We start from the raw sequence: 18,540 nt of genomic DNA, 5'->3' as shown, positions 1-18,540 counted from the left end.
ATGATTCAAGTTAAAGCACCAGGGAAGCTATATATTGCAGGTGAATACGCAGTTGTTGAACCTGGGTATAAATCAATATTAATCGCAGTAGATCGCTTTGTAACTGCTTCTATTGAAGATTCAAATGCGCCACAGGGCACGATACATTCTAAGACCTTACATCATGAACCAGTCACATTTCAAAGACGTGAAGATAAAATTGTACTTTCAGATTTAAATGCTGCGAAACAATTGAAGTATGTCATCACAGCAATTGAAATCTTTGAACAATTTGTAAGAAGTAATAATATGCCTTTAAAACATTTCAATTTAACAATTGATAGTAATTTAGACGATACAAATGGGCATAAATATGGTTTAGGTTCTAGTGCAGCTGTCTTGGTATCAGTTGTTAAAGCTTTGAATGAATTTTATGGTACGCATTTATCTAATTTATATATTTATAAACTTGCAGTTATTGCAAATATGAAATTACAAAGCTTAAGTTCTTGTGGTGATATTGCTGTCAGTGTTTATACTGGCTGGTTGGCTTATAGTACATTTGATCATGAATGGGTATCACAGCAAATTGAAGATACGTCAGTCAATGATGTATTGAATAAAAACTGGCCTGGCCTTCATATCGAACCATTACAGCCACCAGAAAATATGGAAGTGCTTATAGGCTGGACTGGGTCACCAGCTTCATCACACCATTTAGTGAGTGAAGTAAAACGCTTGAAATCAGATCCTACCTTTTACGGTAAATTCTTAGAACGCTCTCATTTATGTGTTGAGAAGTTGATACATGCTTTTAAAACGAATCATATTAAAGGCGTGCAACAAATGATTCGTATCAACCGTGAGATTATTCAATCTATGGATAAAGAAGCGACAGTTGATATTGAAACTGCCCATTTGAAAGTGTTGTGTTCTATAGCTGAAAAATATGGCGGCGCTGCCAAAACATCAGGTGCAGGCGGTGGAGATTGTGGCATAACGATAATTAATAAAGGCGTTAATAAACAACGTATTTACGGTGAATGGCTAGAAAATGAAGTGAAACCTTTGGAGTTTAATATATACCACGGTCAATAATAAAATGAACAGTATGAAGCTGAGGCATAAATATATGTCCCACTCACTACTGTTTTTTATTTTGCTGAAATTGAATAAAAGTAAACTATGAAGCAACTAAATCCTAAGACACTGATAAGCAAAACATAATACGTTGTCGTTAATCTGAATACATCTAAATAACTCAATGGAAAATTTACCTCTTAATGGAAATAAATTCAGTTGTAGAAATGAATTGTCTAAATGTACGAATGTTATTGAACTCATTGGAATTAAAGCATACTATCATCATAAGAAAGCGCTTACAATAGTGCGGTGATAGAAAGGTGATTATTATGAATTTCGGACGTAAGTTTGGAGATGCAATTCGTAGATTTGGTGGTGCAATGATTGTTCCAGTATTATTATTTCCATTTTTCGGGATTATTATTGGCATAGCTACACTGTTTAAAAATGAAGCGATTATGGGTCAGCTGGCTGATCCTAATGGTTTATGGTTTCAAATATGGTCATTAATTGAAAATGGTGGGTGGACCGTATTTGAAAATATAGAACTTATTTTCGTTATCGGATTACCTATATCACTAGCTAAAAAATCAGCTGGTCATGCAGTAATGTCTTCGGTAGTAACTTATATGATGTTTAATTATTTTATAAATAGCATATTAACAACATGGGGACCTGCTTTTGGCGTGGACTTTAAGGGTGATGTAGGAGAAGTCACAGGTATTACTGAACTCGCAGGTATTAAAACGTTAGATACAAATATTATCGGTGCGTTGATCATCTCAGGCATCGCGATTTGGTTACATAATCGATATTATGATAAGAAGTTGCCAGAATCATTAGGCATTTTTCAAGGTTCACCGTTTGTTGTCATGATTTCATTCTTTGCTATGATACCTTTAGCTTTTTTAACAAGTTGGGGATGGCCTATTGTTCAAGGATGGATTGCTTCGTTACAAGTATTTTTAGCTTCATCAAGTTATGTGGGCGTATGGCTCTTCCACTTTTTAGAACGAATTTTAATTCCGACAGGGCTACATCATTTCATATACACACCATTTGAATATGGGCCGGCAGTGGTCGATGGTGGTATAAAATCATATTGGATTTCTCATTTAACTGAGTATTCGCAAACAACAAAACCGCTAAAAGAAATTTTTCCAGGGGGTGGATTTTTATTACAAGGTAATATTAAAATGTTCGGTTCAATTGGTATAGCACTTGCGATATATTCAACAGCAAAAGCACATAAAAAGAAAGAAGTTGGGGCATTATTACTAGCGGCTACTTTAACAGCTGTGTTTGCAGGTATCACAGAACCTTTAGAATTTACGTTTATCTTTATAGCACCGTTCCTATTTTTAATCCACGCTATACTTGGAGCAACAATGGTAACAATTATGCATGGGTTTGGTCTCGTAGGTAATTTAGGTGGTGGCTTCATTGAAATTGCAGCAACCAATTGGATTCCGCTGTTTGGTTCTCACTGGGGAACGTATGTCGCCCAATTTATTATAGGTATTATATTCATATTCGTTTATTATTATCTATTCAGATTTATCATCCTAAAAATGGATATACCTATGCCAGGTAGAGAGAAAGACGATGATAAAGATACTAAGCTCTATACGAAGAGTGATTATAAAGAAAATAAAAATAAAAAAAATAGTGATAAAAATGAATATGAAACAAAAGCTGCGATTTATTTAGAAGGTTTAGGTGGTACTGAAAATATTGCTGATATAACAAACTGTGCCACAAGATTACGAGTGACTGTTAAAGATCCTGAAAAGGTTGAAGAAGATGGCTATTTTAAAACAGTAGGTGGTGCGCATGGTCTCGTGAAAAGCGGTAAAAACGTGCAAGTCATCGTAGGTCTTTCAGTTCCACAAGTGAGAGAAGCGGCAGAGCAAATTATTAAACACGAAGAATAAAACTGTAAAACCAACTATGATGTAAAACAAGGCAGTATCATTGTTTTACATCATATGATTCATAGCATTATTTTGAAATTTTATAGTTGTGATAGGTTCTAGCAATAAAATCAAAAACAACATAATATGGAGTGAAGCTATAATATTCCGTATTATTAAAAAATTGCAGCGGAGCGCTGTTGACATAAATATTGAAGGCCGCATTTTTCGCAATATAGTTGTCATGTAAAGTAGTGATAGAGACGTAATGCAGTTCACGTGATTTAATGAGTTGAATAGGTTCTTTTAAATTTTTTGTTTCACCAGATAACGAGATGATGAAAAGTAAATCTTCTGGTGACATTTGATCTATAGCTAAGCGCAGTTCATTTTCATCATTAACTACAATAGAGCGTTTAGAGATAGAAAGCATATGACGCTGGGCTTCCCGCGCCACATTTTGTTGGGCCATGCCTGTGCCGAAGATATAGACGAAAGGTGCAGCTTCTAATAAACGGTTTAAAAGTTTATAGTCGAACATTTCAAGGTGTTCTACAGTTCTTTGCACATCTTCGACAATCGGGTCAGTATTTGCTAAATGTGATGGTTGCGTGCTATTTTCCATTTTTAAGTAAAATTTAAAGTTGCTATAGCCTTCAAAGCCCATCTTTTTAACAAGTCTATGAATCGTTGAGATGGAAGTATGCGTCAGTTTACTTAAATCATGAATTTTCATAGCTGACATGTCATCCATGTTTTGACGTATGATATTGATGATATGTAAATCATTTTCAGTTAATTGTTCAAAGTATTTATTTATAAGATGATCAAGTACCATATGTGCGGATTCCACCTATTCATTGGAAAATTTTCCGAAATTTGAAAATATATTCTAATGTTAATATATAAAATCTAAATACGTCAAATTTATTGGTATTTGTAGCATTGTATTTTAATATGAAATTAAGTATTAAGCTTTTAAATGTAATAAAGGTTAAATTAAATGTGATATTTTGTAAGCGTTTACTTTAAAAGTGAATAAATCTAATATAAAGGGATGAGTCTATGAATGTGAAAATTGGAATAATTGGATGCGGCGGCATAGCGAATGGTAAGCATTTACCAAGTTTAGAAAAAATTCCAGAAGCAACTATGGTCGCTTTTTGCGATATAGATATAGAGAAAGCTGAATCTGCAGCGGCAACATACGGAATAAGCAATGCTGCAATATATGAAGATTACAAACAATTACTCGAAGATAAATCTATAGAAGTAATACATGTGTGCACGCCTAACAATACACATAAAGATATTACAGTCGCAGCATTAAATGCTGGCAAACATGTGATGTGTGAGAAACCAATGGCTAAAACATCAGCGGAAGCGCGAGAAATGATTGAGGCTGCGGAGCGCAATAATAAAAAATTAACGATCGGTTACCAAAATAGATTTAGAGCTGATAGTCAACATTTACGAAAAGTAACGCAACGTGGAGACTTAGGAGATATTTATTACAGTAAAGCACAAGCAATTCGTCGACGTGCTGTACCTACATGGGGTGTGTTCCTAGATGAAGAGCAGCAAGGGGGCGGGCCATTAATTGATATTGGTACACATGCTTTGGATTTAACATTATGGATGATGGATAATTATGAGCCTGAGTCTGTTATGGGATCTACCTTCCATAAATTAGGTAAACAAGAAAATGCGGCCAATGCGTGGGGGCCATGGGATCCAGATAAATTTACAGTTGAAGACTCAGCATTTGGATTTATTAAGATGCGTAACGGCGCAACCATCATCTTAGAATCTAGTTGGGCACTTAATTCATTAGACGTAGACGAAGCGAAATGTGCACTGTCAGGTACTCATGGTGGTGCCGACATGAAAGATGGTTTGCGAGTCCATGGTGAATCATTTGGCACTTTATATACATCTCAAATTGAAGTGGACAATGCAGGCGTTGATTTTTATGAAAGTGAAAAAATCGATGAAGCTGAAGAAGAAGCACGTGCTTGGATAGATAATATTATTCATGATACTGAACCTGTCGTAAAACCCAAAGAAGCATTTATAGTGACTCAAGTTTTAGAAGCGATATATGAATCTGCAAAAACAGGAAAAGCGGTATATCTAAATAATAATTAATCAAAGGGGATTTTACTATTGAATATTACAATTTGGAATGAATTTCGTCATGAACAAGAAAGCGCTGAAGTAAAAAAAGTTTATCCAGAAGGTATCCATAAAGCACTAGCCTCTTTTTTAGAGAACGAACACCAAGTTAAAACCGCAATACTAGACGAACCTGAACATGGCCTGACAGATGATGTATTAACAAACACAGATGTATTAATTTGGTGGGGACATAAAGCACATGATGAAGTCGATGATGTCATTGTAGAAAAAGTGAAACAACGTGTCTTAGATGGCATGGGACTTGTAGTGCTACATTCTGGACATTTCTCGAAAATTTTCAAAAACTTAATGGGCACCACTTGTGATCTTAAATGGAGAGAGGCAGATGAAAAAGAAAGGTTATGGGTAGTTGATCCTACACATCCGATTACTGAAGGCTTAGATTCATATTTTGAATTAGAGAAAGAAGAAATGTATGGAGAACATTTTGATATTCCAGCACCTGATGAAACCGTGTTTATTAGTTGGTTTGAAGGTGGAGAAGTCTTTAGAAGTGGAGCCACTTTTAAAAGAGGTAATGGCAAAATATTCTATTTCAGACCAGGTCATGAAAGTTACCCGACATATTATAATGCCAACATCCAACAAGTGATCAAAAATGGTGTGAAATGGGCATACAATACCAATACGCCGAAACATCAGTATGGCAATGCTCAACCATTAGAAAAAATAAACAAAAAATAGGGTTGGGAGTTTGATTACTATGGAGAATATGGAAAAATTGAGAATCGGTATTATTGGTTGTGGCGGTATCGCGCAAGGCAGACATATACCAGCATTTCAAAGTTTAAGTCATCTTGCTGAAATTGTGGGAGTGCAAGACGTCAATCAAACATTAGCACAAACGGTAGCGGATAAATTTGCAATTGATACAGTGTTTGAAAATTATGAAGATATGTTTGAAAAGATTGATGCCGTAGCTATTTGCACGCCGAATAAATTCCATGCAGAAATCAGTATTGCTGCTTTAGAAGCGGGTGTTCATGTGTTTTGTGAAAAACCGATGGCGATGGATCAATTAGAATGTGAATCGATGGTTAAAGCTGCTAAGCATGCTGACAAATTATTGGCGATAGGCTATCACTATCGGTTTACGGATGCTGCGATTACCGCAAAAAATGCCGTGGATGAAGGAGTCGTTGGTGATGCGCTTGTTACACGTGTACAAGCTTTACGAAGAAGAAAAGTGCCAGGGTGGGGTGTATTTACGAATAAAACATTACAGGGCGGTGGAAGCCTGATTGATTATGGATGCCACTTGTTAGATTTATCATTATGGTTATTAAAAGATGTTGAACCAGTTGAAGTGATAGGCAAAACATATAACAGGCTAAGTAAAACACCAAACCAAATTAATGACTGGGGAGAATTTGATCATGAAACGTTTGATGTAGACGATCATGTCACGAGTTTTATTACTTTTGAAGATAATTCAACGATGCAATTTGAATGTTCCTGGTCAGCAAATATTAAAGAAGATACAAAACATATAAGCATTTCAGGTGTGGACGGTGGCATAAGTTTATATCCTTTTGAAATTTACCAACCACGGTTTGGCACATTTTTTACAGAACAAGCTGATGCAGCGCATGATGAAGAAATTGCAGCTCAGAGACAAGCACTTAATTTTGTGAACAGTTGTCTAGGACATGAAATGCTAGTCGTACGACCTGAACAAGCGCAAAAAATTAATATATTAATAGACGCAATATATCAAAGTAGCACAGAAGGACATAGTATTCGATTGTAGCGTTATAAAATTTTGAGGAGGGTTTAATTTATGAAAATTGGTGTATTCTCTGTATTATTTCAAGATAAGAATTTTGAAGAAATGTTGGACTATGTAGCCGATGCAGGTGTTGACATGATTGAATTAGGTACAGGAGGTAATCCGGGTAATCAATTTTGCCCTTTAGATGAATTATTAGAAGATAAAAGTAAAAGAGGTGAATATTTAGAAAAAATTCATCACCGTGGTTTAGGTATAAGTGCTTTAAGCTGTCACAATAATCCAATTTCACCAAATCAAGATAATGCACAAGAAGCGCATGATACTTTGTTTAAAACAATAAAATTAGCTGCGTTATTAAATGTGCCAGTGGTTAATACTTTTTCAGGTGTAGCTGGATCAGATGAATCAGCAAAATATCCCAATTGGCCTGTAACACCATGGCCAACAGCCTATTCTGAAATATTGGAATGGCAATGGGAAGAAAAACTGATTCCATATTGGAAAAAGGCAGCGCACTACGCAAAAGAACAAGGTATCAAAATTGCGATTGAACTACACGCAGGCTTTTTAGTACATACACCTTATACTTTATTGAAATTAAGAGCAGCAACAAATGATACGATTGGCGCTAACTTGGATCCTAGTCATTTGTGGTGGCAAGGTATTGATCCAGTAGCAGCGATTAAAATTTTAGGTCGCGAAAATGCAATTCACCATTTCCACGCTAAAGATACATACATTGATCAAGAAAACGTAAATATGTACGGTCTAACAGATATGCAACCTTATGCCAATGTACAAACACGTGCCTGGACATTTAGAACTGTAGGATACGGTCATAACCCTCAAGTATGGGGAGAAATCATTAGTGCATTAAGAATCAATGGCTATGATTATGTCGTGAGTATCGAACATGAAGATCCAATCATGTCGATTGAAGAAGGCTTTACAAAAGCAGTAAATAACTTGAAATCGGTTAATATAGAAAACCCTGCACCAGATTTATGGTGGACTTAGAAGTTGATGAAGTGAACTTAGTATGCGAACAAGTAAGCATATACTAAGTTCACTTTTTATTTATAAGACAACTTGAATCAAGTCATAATAGGCAAAGATATAATTAAAAACTTGAAATTTTTACTAAAAAGAGTAAAATAATTAGAGTTGTAAATACAAAATAAACTGCGAATGCGTGTACATATACATATTAAATAAGTATTGGATTTTCGAGTCTGTATATTACTAGAAAGGTGAGGGTGTAGTTGCAAAATAAGTTTCTGATTTGTGATGATTGTCAGGGCGTGGATTGTAAATCATTAGAAAAAAAGCTGACGAAATTAGACCCTGAAGCTGAAATAGAGATTGGCTGTCAGTCTTATTGTGGTCCAGGCAGACGAAAAACATTTGCATTTGTTAATAACCGTCCACTCGCTGCACTAACAGAGGAAGAACTCATGGAAAAAGTAATGAAACAGTTACAAAAACCGAGAGACCCGGAAGAAGAAGAGCGTTTGAGGCAACGTAATGAAATGCGGAAGCGCCGTAAGGAAGAACAAGATAGAAAATTGAAAGAAAAACTCGCACAGCGAAAAAGTGTGAAATAATATATAGATGCAGTGTTTATGTTGTGAAAGTTTGAAAGCGAATCGACGGCAGTGAGACTTATGAATTTAAGTTGCACTGCCTTTTTTAATGTGTTTTTTGTGGATATTAGTGATGTTCTGACTCAAACAATTTATTTAATATATTAGAATTATCATGATAAATTTTATAAAGATAGTATTATATTTGCTTTAGTTGTTGATATAAGTAATAAAATGGTTTAAAAATACAATTTCTTTATGAAATCACTCATAAAATGAGCTAAAAAGGGTAAATACAAATTATGAAGTTAGTGAAACAATTAAATTTCAATTGTTCTATGCGCGTCGCTAGATTTTTAGATATTGATTTATTAAGACGTGCATAGATTTACAATATCATTGCGGGGCTAACGAGAAAAATATAGAAAGCGTACTTTAAAATACGTAATTCATATTTTATATAAGGAGCTGAAGAAGTTTGACGGAAAAAGTACAATTAGGCAAATCAGATGTTAAAGTATCACCCATTGCCTTAGGAACAAACGCAGTAGGTGGTCATAACTTTTATAATAATTTAGATGAAGAACAAGGGAAAGAAACTGTACGTACAGCAATTAGAAATGATATTAATTTATTAGATACGGCGTTTATCTATGGACCAGAACGTTCAGAAGAACTTGTTGGGGAAACGGTGAAAGAATTTACGAGAGAAGAATTTGCGATAGCTACAAAAGGTGCGCATTACTTTGATGAAGACGGGAATGTACAAATCTCTAATGATCCGCAATTCTTAAAAGAGCAAGTAGCACAAAGTTTAAAACGTCTACAATTAGACTATATAGATTTGTATTATATTCATTTTCCAGATGATTCAACACCTAAAAATGAAGCTGTTGCAGCTTTAAAAGAATTAAAAGATGAAGGCAAAATAAAAGCGATTGGCGTTTCGAATTTTAGTTTAGAGCAGTTGAAAGAAGCGAATAAAGATGGCTACGTGGATGTAGTTCAAATGGAATATAATTTGTTGAATCGTAAAAATGAGGCGATTTTTGAATATACTTCAGAAAATAATATTACATTTATTCCATATTTCCCATTAGTATCGGGTCTTTTAGCTGGTAAATATACAGAGAACACTAAATTTAATGATATTCGTGCTGAAAATCCAGAGTTTCAAGGTGAAAGATATCAAGAAAACTTAGAAAAAATAGATCAACTCAGAATGATTGCTGATAATCATAGAGTAGATGTAGTACATGTTGTATTAGCATATTATCTTACTAAACCATCATTAGATGTGATTATTCCAGGAGCAAAACGACCAAACCAAGTTGTAGATAATTTAATAGCGATAGATTTCAAATTAACTAAAGAGGAAATCAATAAAATAGAACAATTATTTCCAATAGAATAATAACATTGCAGTAGATGAACCACGTAGCGTTTATCTACTTTTTATATTTATAAACTTTAAGGCTAATAATATACATGAATAGCATGATGGAAAAGTAATATCTTTAAGCAAACAGTTTAATATATTAATGTATTTTCATTTATCTGTTTAATAATTACAATATTTAGTGTAGGATTATTAATTAAGTTTACCTAAATAAAAAAATGTATAATTATAAAGTTCAGCAGATATATTATTAATTTAGTAGTAGAAGGAGATTATTATGATCACAGTTTTATTCGGGGGCAGTCGACCAGAGGGAAATACTGCTCATTTAACTAAGACGGCCATAGCAGGATACGACTACGAATGGATAGATTTAACACAATATCAATTAAATCCAGTTAGAGATGTAAGACATGATAATAAGATAATAAAATCATATAATGACGATTATAAAGAGATTATTGATAAAGTATTAGCGAGTGATACGATTATTATTGCTTCACCAGTTTATTGGTATAGTTTATCGGCATCAGTAAAAGCATTTTTCGACCATTGGTCTGAAACATTAATGGATCCAAATTATAAAAATTTCAAAGAAGAAATGGCAAAAAAAGATTTTAGGTTAATCATCGTTGGTGGCGATTTCCCGAAAGTTAAAGGGAAACCATGTATCACACAAGTGAAATATAGCTTGGAATTTATTGGTGCAACGTTATCAGGTTATATTATTGGTACTGCTGAAAAACCAGGCGATATTGAGAAGGACGTTTATGCGCTAAACCGTGCGCAAGAATGGCAACAAACATTAGGCGAAAAGTAAATATATAAAAGATAGTTTGGGCAAATAATTTATATTGTTCAAACTATTTTTAATCTAGATAGATAAAGTATTTTGAATACTAAAATTATGTTATAATGTAGCTATTATTACCTATCTAAATAGGGGGAGAGCAACATGCATAAAGTAAGAAAAGCAACTGCAGAAGATGTTGTCAGCATCAGAGATGTAGCAACAAAAGCTTGGTATAATACGTATTTAAATATTTACGCAGCTAAGACAGTAAATGAATTATTGGCTGCTTCATATAATGAACAACATTTACTTAAACGTTTAGAAGATCAATTGTTTTTAGTAGTTGAAGAAGACGAAAATATTATTGGCTTCGCTATATTTATTTATGGCACTGAATTATTCTTGTCTGCACATTATGTGAGCCCGTCATGGCAACACCATGGTTATGGTTCTAATCTATTGACTGAAGGCATTAGTTATTTTAAAGATGAATATAATGAGGTTTATCTAGAAGTAGATAATAAAAATGATGAAGCTATGACGTTCTATCAACAAAAAGGTTTTGAAAAAGTACGCTCATACACACATGTAATGTACGGTGAAGCAATGGACTTAGCGTTGTTACGTAAGCCATTAAAATGATCTGTAAAGTATAGGGTATGAACAGGAGGACTACATTGACATTTACAACTTATGCTACACAAAAGTTACCTGAAGAAAAAGTTTTTAAAGACCCAATTCATAGGTACATTCATGTCAGAGATCAAGTGGTTTGGGATTTAATCAAGACGAAAGAATTTCAACGCTTACGCCGTATTAAGCAGTTAGGCACATTATACTTATCATTCCATACAGCGGAACATAGTAGATTTGGGCATTCACTCGGTGTTTATGAAATTGTACGTAGATTGATTGATGATTCATTTGATGGCAGAGAAGCTTGGAATAATGATGACAGACCCTTAGCATTGTGTGCTGCATTGTTACATGATTTAGGACATGGGCCATTTTCACATAGTTTCGAAAAAATATTTAACACAGATCACGAAGCATTTACACAAGCGATTATTACGGGGCCAACTGAAGTCAATGAAGTATTAAAACGTGTCTCAGATGATTTTCCGCAACAAGTTGCAGATGTAATTAATAAAACGCATAAGAATAAATTAGTGATTTCTATGATCTCATCACAAATTGATGCAGATAGAATGGATTACTTACAACGCGATGCTTATTTTACAGGCGTATCTTATGGCCAGTTTGATATGGAACGTATCTTAAGATTAATGCGCCCATCTAAAGATGAAGTGCTGATTAAAGAAAGTGGTATGCACGCAGTAGAAAACTTTATTATGAGTCGTTATCAAATGTATTGGCAAATTTATTTCCACCCAGTAAGTCGAGGTGGAGAAGTGTTACTAAATAATTGTTTGAAACGCGCAAAGCAGTTATATAATGAAGGTTATACATTTAAAATGCATCCTACAGATTTCATACCGTTCTTTGAAGAATCTATGACAATTGAACAATACGTGGATTTAGATGAAGCAGTGGTATTGTATTATTTGAAAGCATGGGTAAAAGAAGACGATGCAATCTTAAGTGATTTATCTCGTCGTTTTATTAATCGTGATTTATTTAAATACATGCCGTTTGACGGTTCGATTATTACAATTACAGAATTAACCGATTTGTTTATACAAGCAGGTATAGATCCGAATTATTATTTTGTAAGTGAATCGTTCTCGGATTTACCATATGATTATGATAGACCAGGGTCAGATAGACAGCCTATTCATTTATTGCGACGTAATGGTAAAATACGTGAAATTAGTAGTCAGTCATTAATCATTCATAGTATTACTGGCATAAACAGAGAGGATTATAAATTATATTATCCTAAAGAGTTTATTACCGAAATTGAAGATGAAAATATAAGCAATGCGATTATCAGTATTTTAAACGAATTAAATTAGTGTTTACCAATGCTAGAAAAGTATTGGCAATTAAAATGTCGTTTTGGATGCAATTTTTAAAAATCATTTAACTATACATGAGGCGTATTGTGAATTTAAAATAGAGTGTAGATATAACAATGAATTATGAAACTTATTTTATGGGAGGTGTTTGCTAGTGGCTGAAAGCAAAGGTTTTAAATTTAACATCATTAAGAATGATCCACTAGATGGACATAAAGGTACGAATATCGGTTCAATCAGTTTAGATAACGTAGCGCCTGTCTTTATTGATGTTCAAAATAAGGAAGCCTTTATAGATATCGGTGGTATGCATGCTCGTGCAAGTGTTGAAAAAGGTGTTAAATGGATTAAAGAAAAAGAAGTCGTTGAAGGTGAAGATGCCAAAGAGTATTGGTTGTGCTGGGTTACGACTGAAAGAGGCGAAAACGGTCCGTACTATGCAGGTGTTACAGGATGTTATTTAATGGTGAATAAAAGTATTCGTAGAGGATATAAAAGTATGCCTGAACACGTCAACATGATGGATAAATCTATGAAACGTCAAATAGAAATTGAACACATTGGTGAACAAAATAAACAAGTGTTAAAAGATTTTCTTAAAGCACATGATATAGAGATGTGGAATAATTCTAAGCAAGCTTTGCATGACGCATTAGATACTAAGTGAAAATAATGTAAGTAACATCTAAGACGTTTTTGTTTTAGATTAAGTAAACAGCCGAATTGTTTAAATTCTGGCTGTTTTTATTATATGGAACCAACTTAGTTGTAAGTATCGATATAAAATCTAAACAGTTATTTTTACATTATCGTTAACTATGCGTGTAAAAAGAAATTCCACACTTTCAGTTAGTGTGAAATTAACGTTTTGAAAATTGTTTCCGCAACTGTATTGCTCATTTCAAGTATGCTATAATAGTTTGTATTATTTTAAAGATTAGGGTGAAACGCACATTGGAAAACAATGTTAATATCCAAACGAAACAAATTGTTGAACAATTTGATAATAAAGAGAAATTTTCGCAAAATATGCAAGGATTTTGGCAAAAACGCAATGCTGAATTTATCCGATATCAAGAAGAAATTAATGATGTGACTGTAAATGTAACGGTGAAAATTGAGAAATCAGGTGTCAAAATCATTCGCAACGGTGAAATTAAGATGATTCTTCATTTTGTTGAAGGTGAAGATACGATTACTTTATATGAAATTAGTGGCGGACGCATTCCACTAACAGTACGTACACATTCCATTTTACATTTTGTTACTCCAGATGGTGGCAAATTGAAAGTACATTATGATTTAATTCAAGATGAAGAGAAAATGGGATCTTATCAATATGAAATTACTTATAAGGAGACACCATAATGAATATAATTGATCAAGTCAAACAAACGTTGGTTGAAGAAATTAATAACAGTATTCAACAAGCACAACTTGCTGATACGAGTGAAATTCCAGAAATAAAAATAGAAATTCCTAAAGATAAAAGTAATGGTGACTATTCAACAAATATTGCGATGGTCTTAACAAAAATAGCAAAGCGCAATCCACGTGAAATTGCGCAGGCTATTGTAGATAATTTAGATACAACAAAAGCTAAAGTAGAAAAAGTAGCTATCGCAGGTCCTGGTTTTATTAATTTTTATTTAGACAATTCTTATTTAACTGCAATCATTTCTGAAGCGATGGATAAAGGCGACAAATTTGGCTATACTGAAGAAGCCAATGGTAAAAGTATCTTGGTAGAGTATGTTTCTGCGAATCCAACGGGTGACCTACATATTGGACATGCGCGTAATGCAGCAGTTGGAGATACGTTGTCAAATATCTTAGAAGCAGCAGGTTATCAAGTAACAAGAGAATACTATATCAACGATGCTGGTAATCAAATTACGAATTTAGCGCGCTCAATTGAAGTACGTTATTTTGAAGCACTTGGTGATAACTCTTTAGAAATGCCAGAGGGTGGTTACCATGGTAAGGATATCATTAATATTGGTAAAGATTTAGCCGATAAACAGCCTGAGTTAAAAGACCTTTCAGAAGAAGAACGTATAAAAACGTTTAGACAATTAGGCGTCGATTATGAAATGGAAAAATTAAGAACAGACTTGTCTGATTTCAATACACACTTTGACAGTTGGTTCAGTGAAACATCATTATACGAAAAGGGCGAAATTAAAAAAGTCTTAGATAAAATGACAGCACTTGGCTATACTTATGAACAAGATGGCGCAACGTGGTTACGTACGACTGATTTCAAAGATGATAAAGATAGAGTGTTAATCAAGAAAGATGGCAACTACACATACTTCTTACCAGATATCGCGTATCATTTTGATAAAATAGAACGTGGTAATGATGTATTAATTAACTTATTTGGCGCGGATCATCATGGCTATATCAACCGTTTGAAAGCATCGTTAGAAACATTCGGTGTAGAAAATGACCGCCTTGAAATCCAAATTATGCAAATGGTTCGCTTAATGCAAGATGGACAAGAAGTGAAAATGAGTAAACGTACAGGTAATGCAATTACGTTACGTGAAATTATGGATGAAGTCGGCGTAGATGCTGCGCGTTATTTCTTAACGATGCGTAGCCCGGATACACATTTTGACTTTGATATGGAACTTGCGAAACAAGAATCTCAAGATAATCCAGTGTATTATGCACAGTACGCACATGCACGTATTTGTTCGATTTTGAAACAAGCTGAAGAAAGAGGGGTTAAGCCTTCAAAAGAAGCGGATTATTCATATATCACAAATGCAAAAGCAATCGATTTATTAAAAAAAATAGCTGAATTCGAAACAATGATTGAAAGTTCAGCAGTTCAAAGAGCACCTCATAGAATTACGAATTATATTCAAGAGTTAGCTTCTCACTTCCATAAATTTTATAATGCGGAAAAAGTATTAACAGATGATGTTGAAAAGACAGCAGCGTTAATTGCGCTTATTAATGCAGTCAAAATCACAATGCATAATGCATTAGATTTAGTCGGTGTTAATGCACCAGAATCTATGTAAGTAAAAGTCTAAAGTGATCAGATTTGATTAACGAGAGCGAGTAATATATTTGTATGGATTAGATAGTTTATCAACTTATCCAACAACAAATCGTTGCTCGTTCTTTTTTTATAAATTAATATACAAGTAATTATAAAACTTAAAATTGAAGAGAGGTGGTTATGTTATGTTGGATACAAAAACCTTATATCAACTGCTATATGAGCATATGGGTCCGCAGGGTTGGTGGCCAGCAGAATCAAAAATAGAAGTTATATTGGGCGCGATTCTAGTTCAGAATACGAATTGGCGAAACGCAGCATATGCAATTGAATCTTTAAAGCAAGTAACACACTTAGAACCCCATCACATCTTGAATTTAAAGTTAGAAGAGTTACAAGTATTAATTAAATCGAGTGGATTTTATAAAAATAAGGCACAAACAATTCTCTCTTTATTAACTTGGTTGGATCACTACGATTTCAATTATCAAGTGATTAATGATTACTATAAGCAAGACTTGAGAAAAGCGTTGTTAGAAATTAAAGGTATTGGTAGTGAGACAGCTGATGTACTCATGGTATACATCTTTGGAGGCGTTGAGTTTATTGCAGACAGTTATTCTAGAAGACTATATCGAAAATTAGGGTATACGCAAACTGATAGTTATGAAAAATTAAAGCGACACATTAAACTACCAGATGACTTTTCAAATCAAGATGCTAACGAATTTCACGCATTATTAGATAATTTCGGCAAAAATTATTTTAACGGCAAAATAAATACAAAATACACTTTTTTAAATGCTTATTTTGAAAATTAAAAAGAGGTTGACCTCCACGTAACGTCATACTACATACTTCGTTTATAGGAGGCGAGACAAGTGAAACAACAATTTAACCCGAAAGACATTGCAAATATCACTGGTGTAAGTACGCGTACATTACATTACTACCATGAAATAGGTCTATTAATACCCAATCAGGTTTATGAGCAAGGTTACAGATCATATAACATGGAAAATTTAATAAAACTACAACATATTTTATTTTTAAGAGCATTAGAATTAACGTTAGAAGAAATAAAACAATATTTTGAAAGTACTATAAATGAAAAAATAAAATACTCAGTACACGTTATGAAATTGTTTTAGGTAAACGTAATCAATTCAACTGTATTTTAGAGAAATTAGATGAACATTTTGATAACCATAAACATGAGCCGCTAGAGATTGAAGCTTTCAGCGGATTTGATTTAACCGGACAGTATGAACGAGAAGCATACAGCAAATATAAAGATTCTAATTATTACAAAGCATTTGAACAGAGTAACGCTCAAAAAAGTAAACATCAGCAACAGTCTGATAATGATAAAATTAAAACGCAACTTGAAGCGTTTTTTAATAAAATGAATCAGCTACAAAATGAGGGTATTACACCTAATCAAGCAGTGGATAACATTGAAGAATTCAACTGTATTTTATCCATTCAAATACCTAACTGTGATAATCAATTTATAGAATATATGGCACATACGTATGAGCAAGACGAGCGATTTATAAAGAATATTAACAAAAATCGCAACACTGATTTCCATCACTATTTGATTCAAACAATGCGTATATTTGTTAATAAAGAGGAAAATTTAACTTAAATTTCTATTCTGTTGAATTTGTTTATAAAATATGACATAAGTGCTTAACCAGGTACCAAATGACTTATAATAGTCATTTGGTTTTTTTAATGATTTCGCAATTAAATGTGTATTTATAGAAAAAATTTAGCGTTGCTAATTAAAATGAAGCAGAATTTTGGTATGATAAAGAAAAATATGAACTAGGAGATTACGACGTGAAAAGACATCATAAAATATTTTATCTTTTTATTGTTTTAGCATTTTTATTAGCAGCTTGTGGCACAAATGAAGATCAATCTAAAGAGAAAGCACAGAATTCGGACAAACAATCTTATGATAGGATAATATCGTTGATGCCTAGTAATACAGAGATTTTGTATGAATTAGACTTAGGAGATAACATTGTGGGTGTCTCGACTGTGGATGATTATCCGAAAGAAGTTCAAGATAAGAAGCAGTTTGATGCAATGAAATTAAATAAAGAATCCTTATTAAAAGCAAAACCAGATTTAATTTTAGCGCACGAATCACAAAAATCGACAAGTGGTGACATATTAAACACACTTAAAGATAGTGGCGTTAAAATAGTCTACGTGAAAGATGCACAGTCAATCGCTGAAATGTATAGCACGTTTAAACAAATTGGGCAGGTTACTGGTAAAGAGAATGAGGCAAATGCACTCATTAAAGAGACAAAACAAAATATTAAAGAAGTGAAAGCATCTGTGCCAAAAGATGCTAAACCACAAAAAGTGTTTATGGAAGTATCTTCCGAACCTGAAATATATACAGCAGGTAAAAACACATTTTTTGATGATATGTTAACTCAATTAAACACAACGAATAGTTTTGCGAATTTAGAGGGTTGGCAAAAAGTAAGTAAAGAAGCAATTATTAAGAAAAATCCGGATATTATGATTTCGACAATGGGTATTTCTAAAGGTGAATACCAAAAAGTGTTGAACCATCGTGGCGGGTTTAGTGACATAAAAGCAGTGCAACAAAATCATGTTGAAGCTGTGGATGGTGATCGAATTTCACGTCCTGGCCCCCGTATTGATGATGGTCTAAAAGCTTTGAAAGAAGCAATTTACAAATAGTTGGATGTTCACCTATATATCCAAATAACCATACAACCTTGAGTTTATGAAATTTCTGGTATTTATTTGGATGGGTGTAGTGTTAAGCGTTAACAGATGGTATTGTAATAATTGAAAGATTTCACTGAAAG

At 33.6% G+C, this 18,540-nt stretch carries 19 protein-coding genes; 18 read left to right on the top strand and 1 reads right to left on the bottom strand.

Annotation, left to right across the window (positions count from 1 at the left end):
• Window positions 1-1,077 carry a phosphomevalonate kinase gene (locus tag M4L39_RS05425; RefSeq protein WP_277581125.1) on the top strand — a complete coding sequence of 359 codons (1,077 nt, stop codon included), beginning with the start codon at window positions 1-3 and terminating at the stop codon, window positions 1,075-1,077.
• A gap of 314 nt (window positions 1,078-1,391) precedes the next feature.
• Entirely contained in the window at window positions 1,392-2,996 is a 1,605-nt protein-coding gene (locus tag M4L39_RS05420; protein ID WP_277581124.1) for an alpha-glucoside-specific PTS transporter subunit IIBC, read from the top strand.
• 67 nt (window positions 2,997-3,063) lie between these two features.
• On the opposite strand, the gene M4L39_RS05415 is transcribed toward M4L39_RS05420, so the two are convergent.
• On the bottom strand, window positions 3,064-3,813 hold the full coding sequence (locus M4L39_RS05415) for a MurR/RpiR family transcriptional regulator (protein WP_277581123.1): 750 nt from the start codon (window positions 3,811-3,813) through the stop codon (window positions 3,064-3,066).
• A 227-nt stretch (window positions 3,814-4,040) separates the two neighbouring features.
• On the opposite strand from M4L39_RS05415, the gene M4L39_RS05410 reads away from it, so the two are divergent.
• The 16 genes from M4L39_RS05410 to M4L39_RS05335 all read left to right on the top strand — a co-directional run bounded on the left by M4L39_RS05410 (window position 4,041) and on the right by M4L39_RS05335 (window position 18,409).
• On the top strand, window positions 4,041-5,123 hold the full coding sequence (locus M4L39_RS05410) for a Gfo/Idh/MocA family protein (protein WP_277581122.1): 1,083 nt from the start codon (window positions 4,041-4,043) through the stop codon (window positions 5,121-5,123).
• An 18-nt stretch (window positions 5,124-5,141) separates the two neighbouring features.
• Entirely contained in the window at window positions 5,142-5,858 is a 717-nt protein-coding gene (locus M4L39_RS05405) for a ThuA domain-containing protein (RefSeq protein ID WP_277581121.1), read from the top strand.
• Window positions 5,859-5,886: 28 nt separating this feature from the next.
• Window positions 5,887-6,924: a Gfo/Idh/MocA family protein gene (locus M4L39_RS05400; protein ID WP_277581250.1), complete on the top strand. Its 1,038-nt coding sequence runs from the start codon at window positions 5,887-5,889 to the stop codon at window positions 6,922-6,924.
• Between the two features lie 30 nt (window positions 6,925-6,954).
• Window positions 6,955-7,923, top strand: coding sequence for a sugar phosphate isomerase/epimerase family protein (locus M4L39_RS05395; RefSeq protein ID WP_277581120.1), 969 nt, complete (start codon window positions 6,955-6,957; stop codon window positions 7,921-7,923).
• Between the two features lie 245 nt (window positions 7,924-8,168).
• Complete coding sequence (locus tag M4L39_RS05390) at window positions 8,169-8,510, top strand: DUF1450 domain-containing protein (RefSeq protein WP_277581119.1); 342 nt, start codon at window positions 8,169-8,171, stop codon at window positions 8,508-8,510.
• A 457-nt stretch (window positions 8,511-8,967) separates the two neighbouring features.
• Window positions 8,968-9,903 (top strand): aldo/keto reductase, encoded by a 936-nt coding sequence (locus M4L39_RS05385; protein WP_277581118.1) that lies wholly within the window; start codon window positions 8,968-8,970, stop codon window positions 9,901-9,903.
• Between the two features lie 262 nt (window positions 9,904-10,165).
• Window positions 10,166-10,708, top strand: a complete 543-nt coding sequence (locus M4L39_RS05380; protein ID WP_277581117.1) for a flavodoxin family protein — start codon at window positions 10,166-10,168, stop codon at window positions 10,706-10,708.
• Between the two features lie 135 nt (window positions 10,709-10,843).
• Window positions 10,844-11,323 (top strand): GNAT family N-acetyltransferase, encoded by a 480-nt coding sequence (locus M4L39_RS05375; protein ID WP_277581116.1) that lies wholly within the window; start codon window positions 10,844-10,846, stop codon window positions 11,321-11,323.
• 17 nt (window positions 11,324-11,340) lie between these two features.
• On the top strand, window positions 11,341-12,657 hold the full coding sequence (locus M4L39_RS05370) for an HD domain-containing protein (RefSeq protein WP_277581115.1): 1,317 nt from the start codon (window positions 11,341-11,343) through the stop codon (window positions 12,655-12,657).
• A gap of 157 nt (window positions 12,658-12,814) precedes the next feature.
• Window positions 12,815-13,327 carry a YwhD family protein gene (locus M4L39_RS05365; protein ID WP_277581114.1) on the top strand — a complete coding sequence of 171 codons (513 nt, stop codon included), beginning with the start codon at window positions 12,815-12,817 and terminating at the stop codon, window positions 13,325-13,327.
• Window positions 13,328-13,614: 287 nt separating this feature from the next.
• The gene (locus tag M4L39_RS05360) at window positions 13,615-14,028 is read left to right on the top strand and encodes a DUF1934 domain-containing protein (RefSeq protein ID WP_277581113.1); all 414 of its coding nucleotides are present in this window, start codon (window positions 13,615-13,617) and stop codon (window positions 14,026-14,028) included.
• On the top strand, window positions 14,028-15,695 hold the full coding sequence (gene argS, locus M4L39_RS05355; protein ID WP_277581112.1) for an arginine--tRNA ligase: 1,668 nt from the start codon (window positions 14,028-14,030) through the stop codon (window positions 15,693-15,695). The genes M4L39_RS05360 and argS overlap by 1 nt, the downstream gene beginning before the upstream one ends.
• Before the next feature lie 166 nt (window positions 15,696-15,861).
• Window positions 15,862-16,497 carry an endonuclease III domain-containing protein gene (locus M4L39_RS05350; protein ID WP_277581111.1) on the top strand — a complete coding sequence of 212 codons (636 nt, stop codon included), beginning with the start codon at window positions 15,862-15,864 and terminating at the stop codon, window positions 16,495-16,497.
• A gap of 60 nt (window positions 16,498-16,557) precedes the next feature.
• Window positions 16,558-16,827, top strand: a complete 270-nt coding sequence (locus tag M4L39_RS05345) for a MerR family transcriptional regulator (protein ID WP_277581110.1) — start codon at window positions 16,558-16,560, stop codon at window positions 16,825-16,827.
• Window positions 16,797-17,327 (top strand): TipAS antibiotic-recognition domain-containing protein, encoded by a 531-nt coding sequence (locus M4L39_RS05340; protein ID WP_346818186.1) that lies wholly within the window; start codon window positions 16,797-16,799, stop codon window positions 17,325-17,327. The genes M4L39_RS05345 and M4L39_RS05340 overlap by 31 nt, the downstream gene beginning before the upstream one ends.
• A 197-nt stretch (window positions 17,328-17,524) precedes the next feature.
• Complete coding sequence (locus M4L39_RS05335) at window positions 17,525-18,409, top strand: ABC transporter substrate-binding protein (protein WP_277581109.1); 885 nt, start codon at window positions 17,525-17,527, stop codon at window positions 18,407-18,409.
• The last annotated feature ends 131 nt before the right edge of the window (window positions 18,410-18,540 follow it).

Source organism: Staphylococcus equorum (assembly GCF_029531845.1).
GTDB lineage: Bacteria > Bacillota > Bacilli > Staphylococcales > Staphylococcaceae > Staphylococcus > Staphylococcus equorum_C.
Note: the sequence above shows the minus strand (reverse complement) of the source record. Positions and strands in the feature narration are given on the sequence as shown.

Excerpts from the sequence above, each read along its gene's own strand:
- M4L39_RS05425 (WP_277581125.1), top strand. The coding sequence starts at position 1 with ATGATTCAAGTTAAAGCACCAGGGAAGCTATATATTGCAGGTGAATAC.
- M4L39_RS05420 (WP_277581124.1), top strand. The coding sequence starts at position 1,392 with ATGAATTTCGGACGTAAGTTTGGAGATGCAATTCGTAGATTTGGTGGT.
- M4L39_RS05415 (WP_277581123.1), bottom strand. The coding sequence starts at position 3,813 with ATGGTACTTGATCATCTTATAAATAAATACTTTGAACAATTAACTGAA.
- M4L39_RS05410 (WP_277581122.1), top strand. The coding sequence starts at position 4,041 with ATGAATGTGAAAATTGGAATAATTGGATGCGGCGGCATAGCGAATGGT.
- M4L39_RS05400 (WP_277581250.1), top strand. The coding sequence starts at position 5,887 with ATGGAAAAATTGAGAATCGGTATTATTGGTTGTGGCGGTATCGCGCAA.
- M4L39_RS05395 (WP_277581120.1), top strand. The coding sequence starts at position 6,955 with ATGAAAATTGGTGTATTCTCTGTATTATTTCAAGATAAGAATTTTGAA.
- M4L39_RS05380 (WP_277581117.1), top strand. The coding sequence starts at position 10,166 with ATGATCACAGTTTTATTCGGGGGCAGTCGACCAGAGGGAAATACTGCT.
- M4L39_RS05375 (WP_277581116.1), top strand. The coding sequence starts at position 10,844 with ATGCATAAAGTAAGAAAAGCAACTGCAGAAGATGTTGTCAGCATCAGA.
- M4L39_RS05370 (WP_277581115.1), top strand. The coding sequence starts at position 11,341 with ATGAACAGGAGGACTACATTGACATTTACAACTTATGCTACACAAAAG.
- argS (WP_277581112.1), top strand. The coding sequence starts at position 14,028 with ATGAATATAATTGATCAAGTCAAACAAACGTTGGTTGAAGAAATTAAT.
- M4L39_RS05350 (WP_277581111.1), top strand. The coding sequence starts at position 15,862 with ATGTTGGATACAAAAACCTTATATCAACTGCTATATGAGCATATGGGT.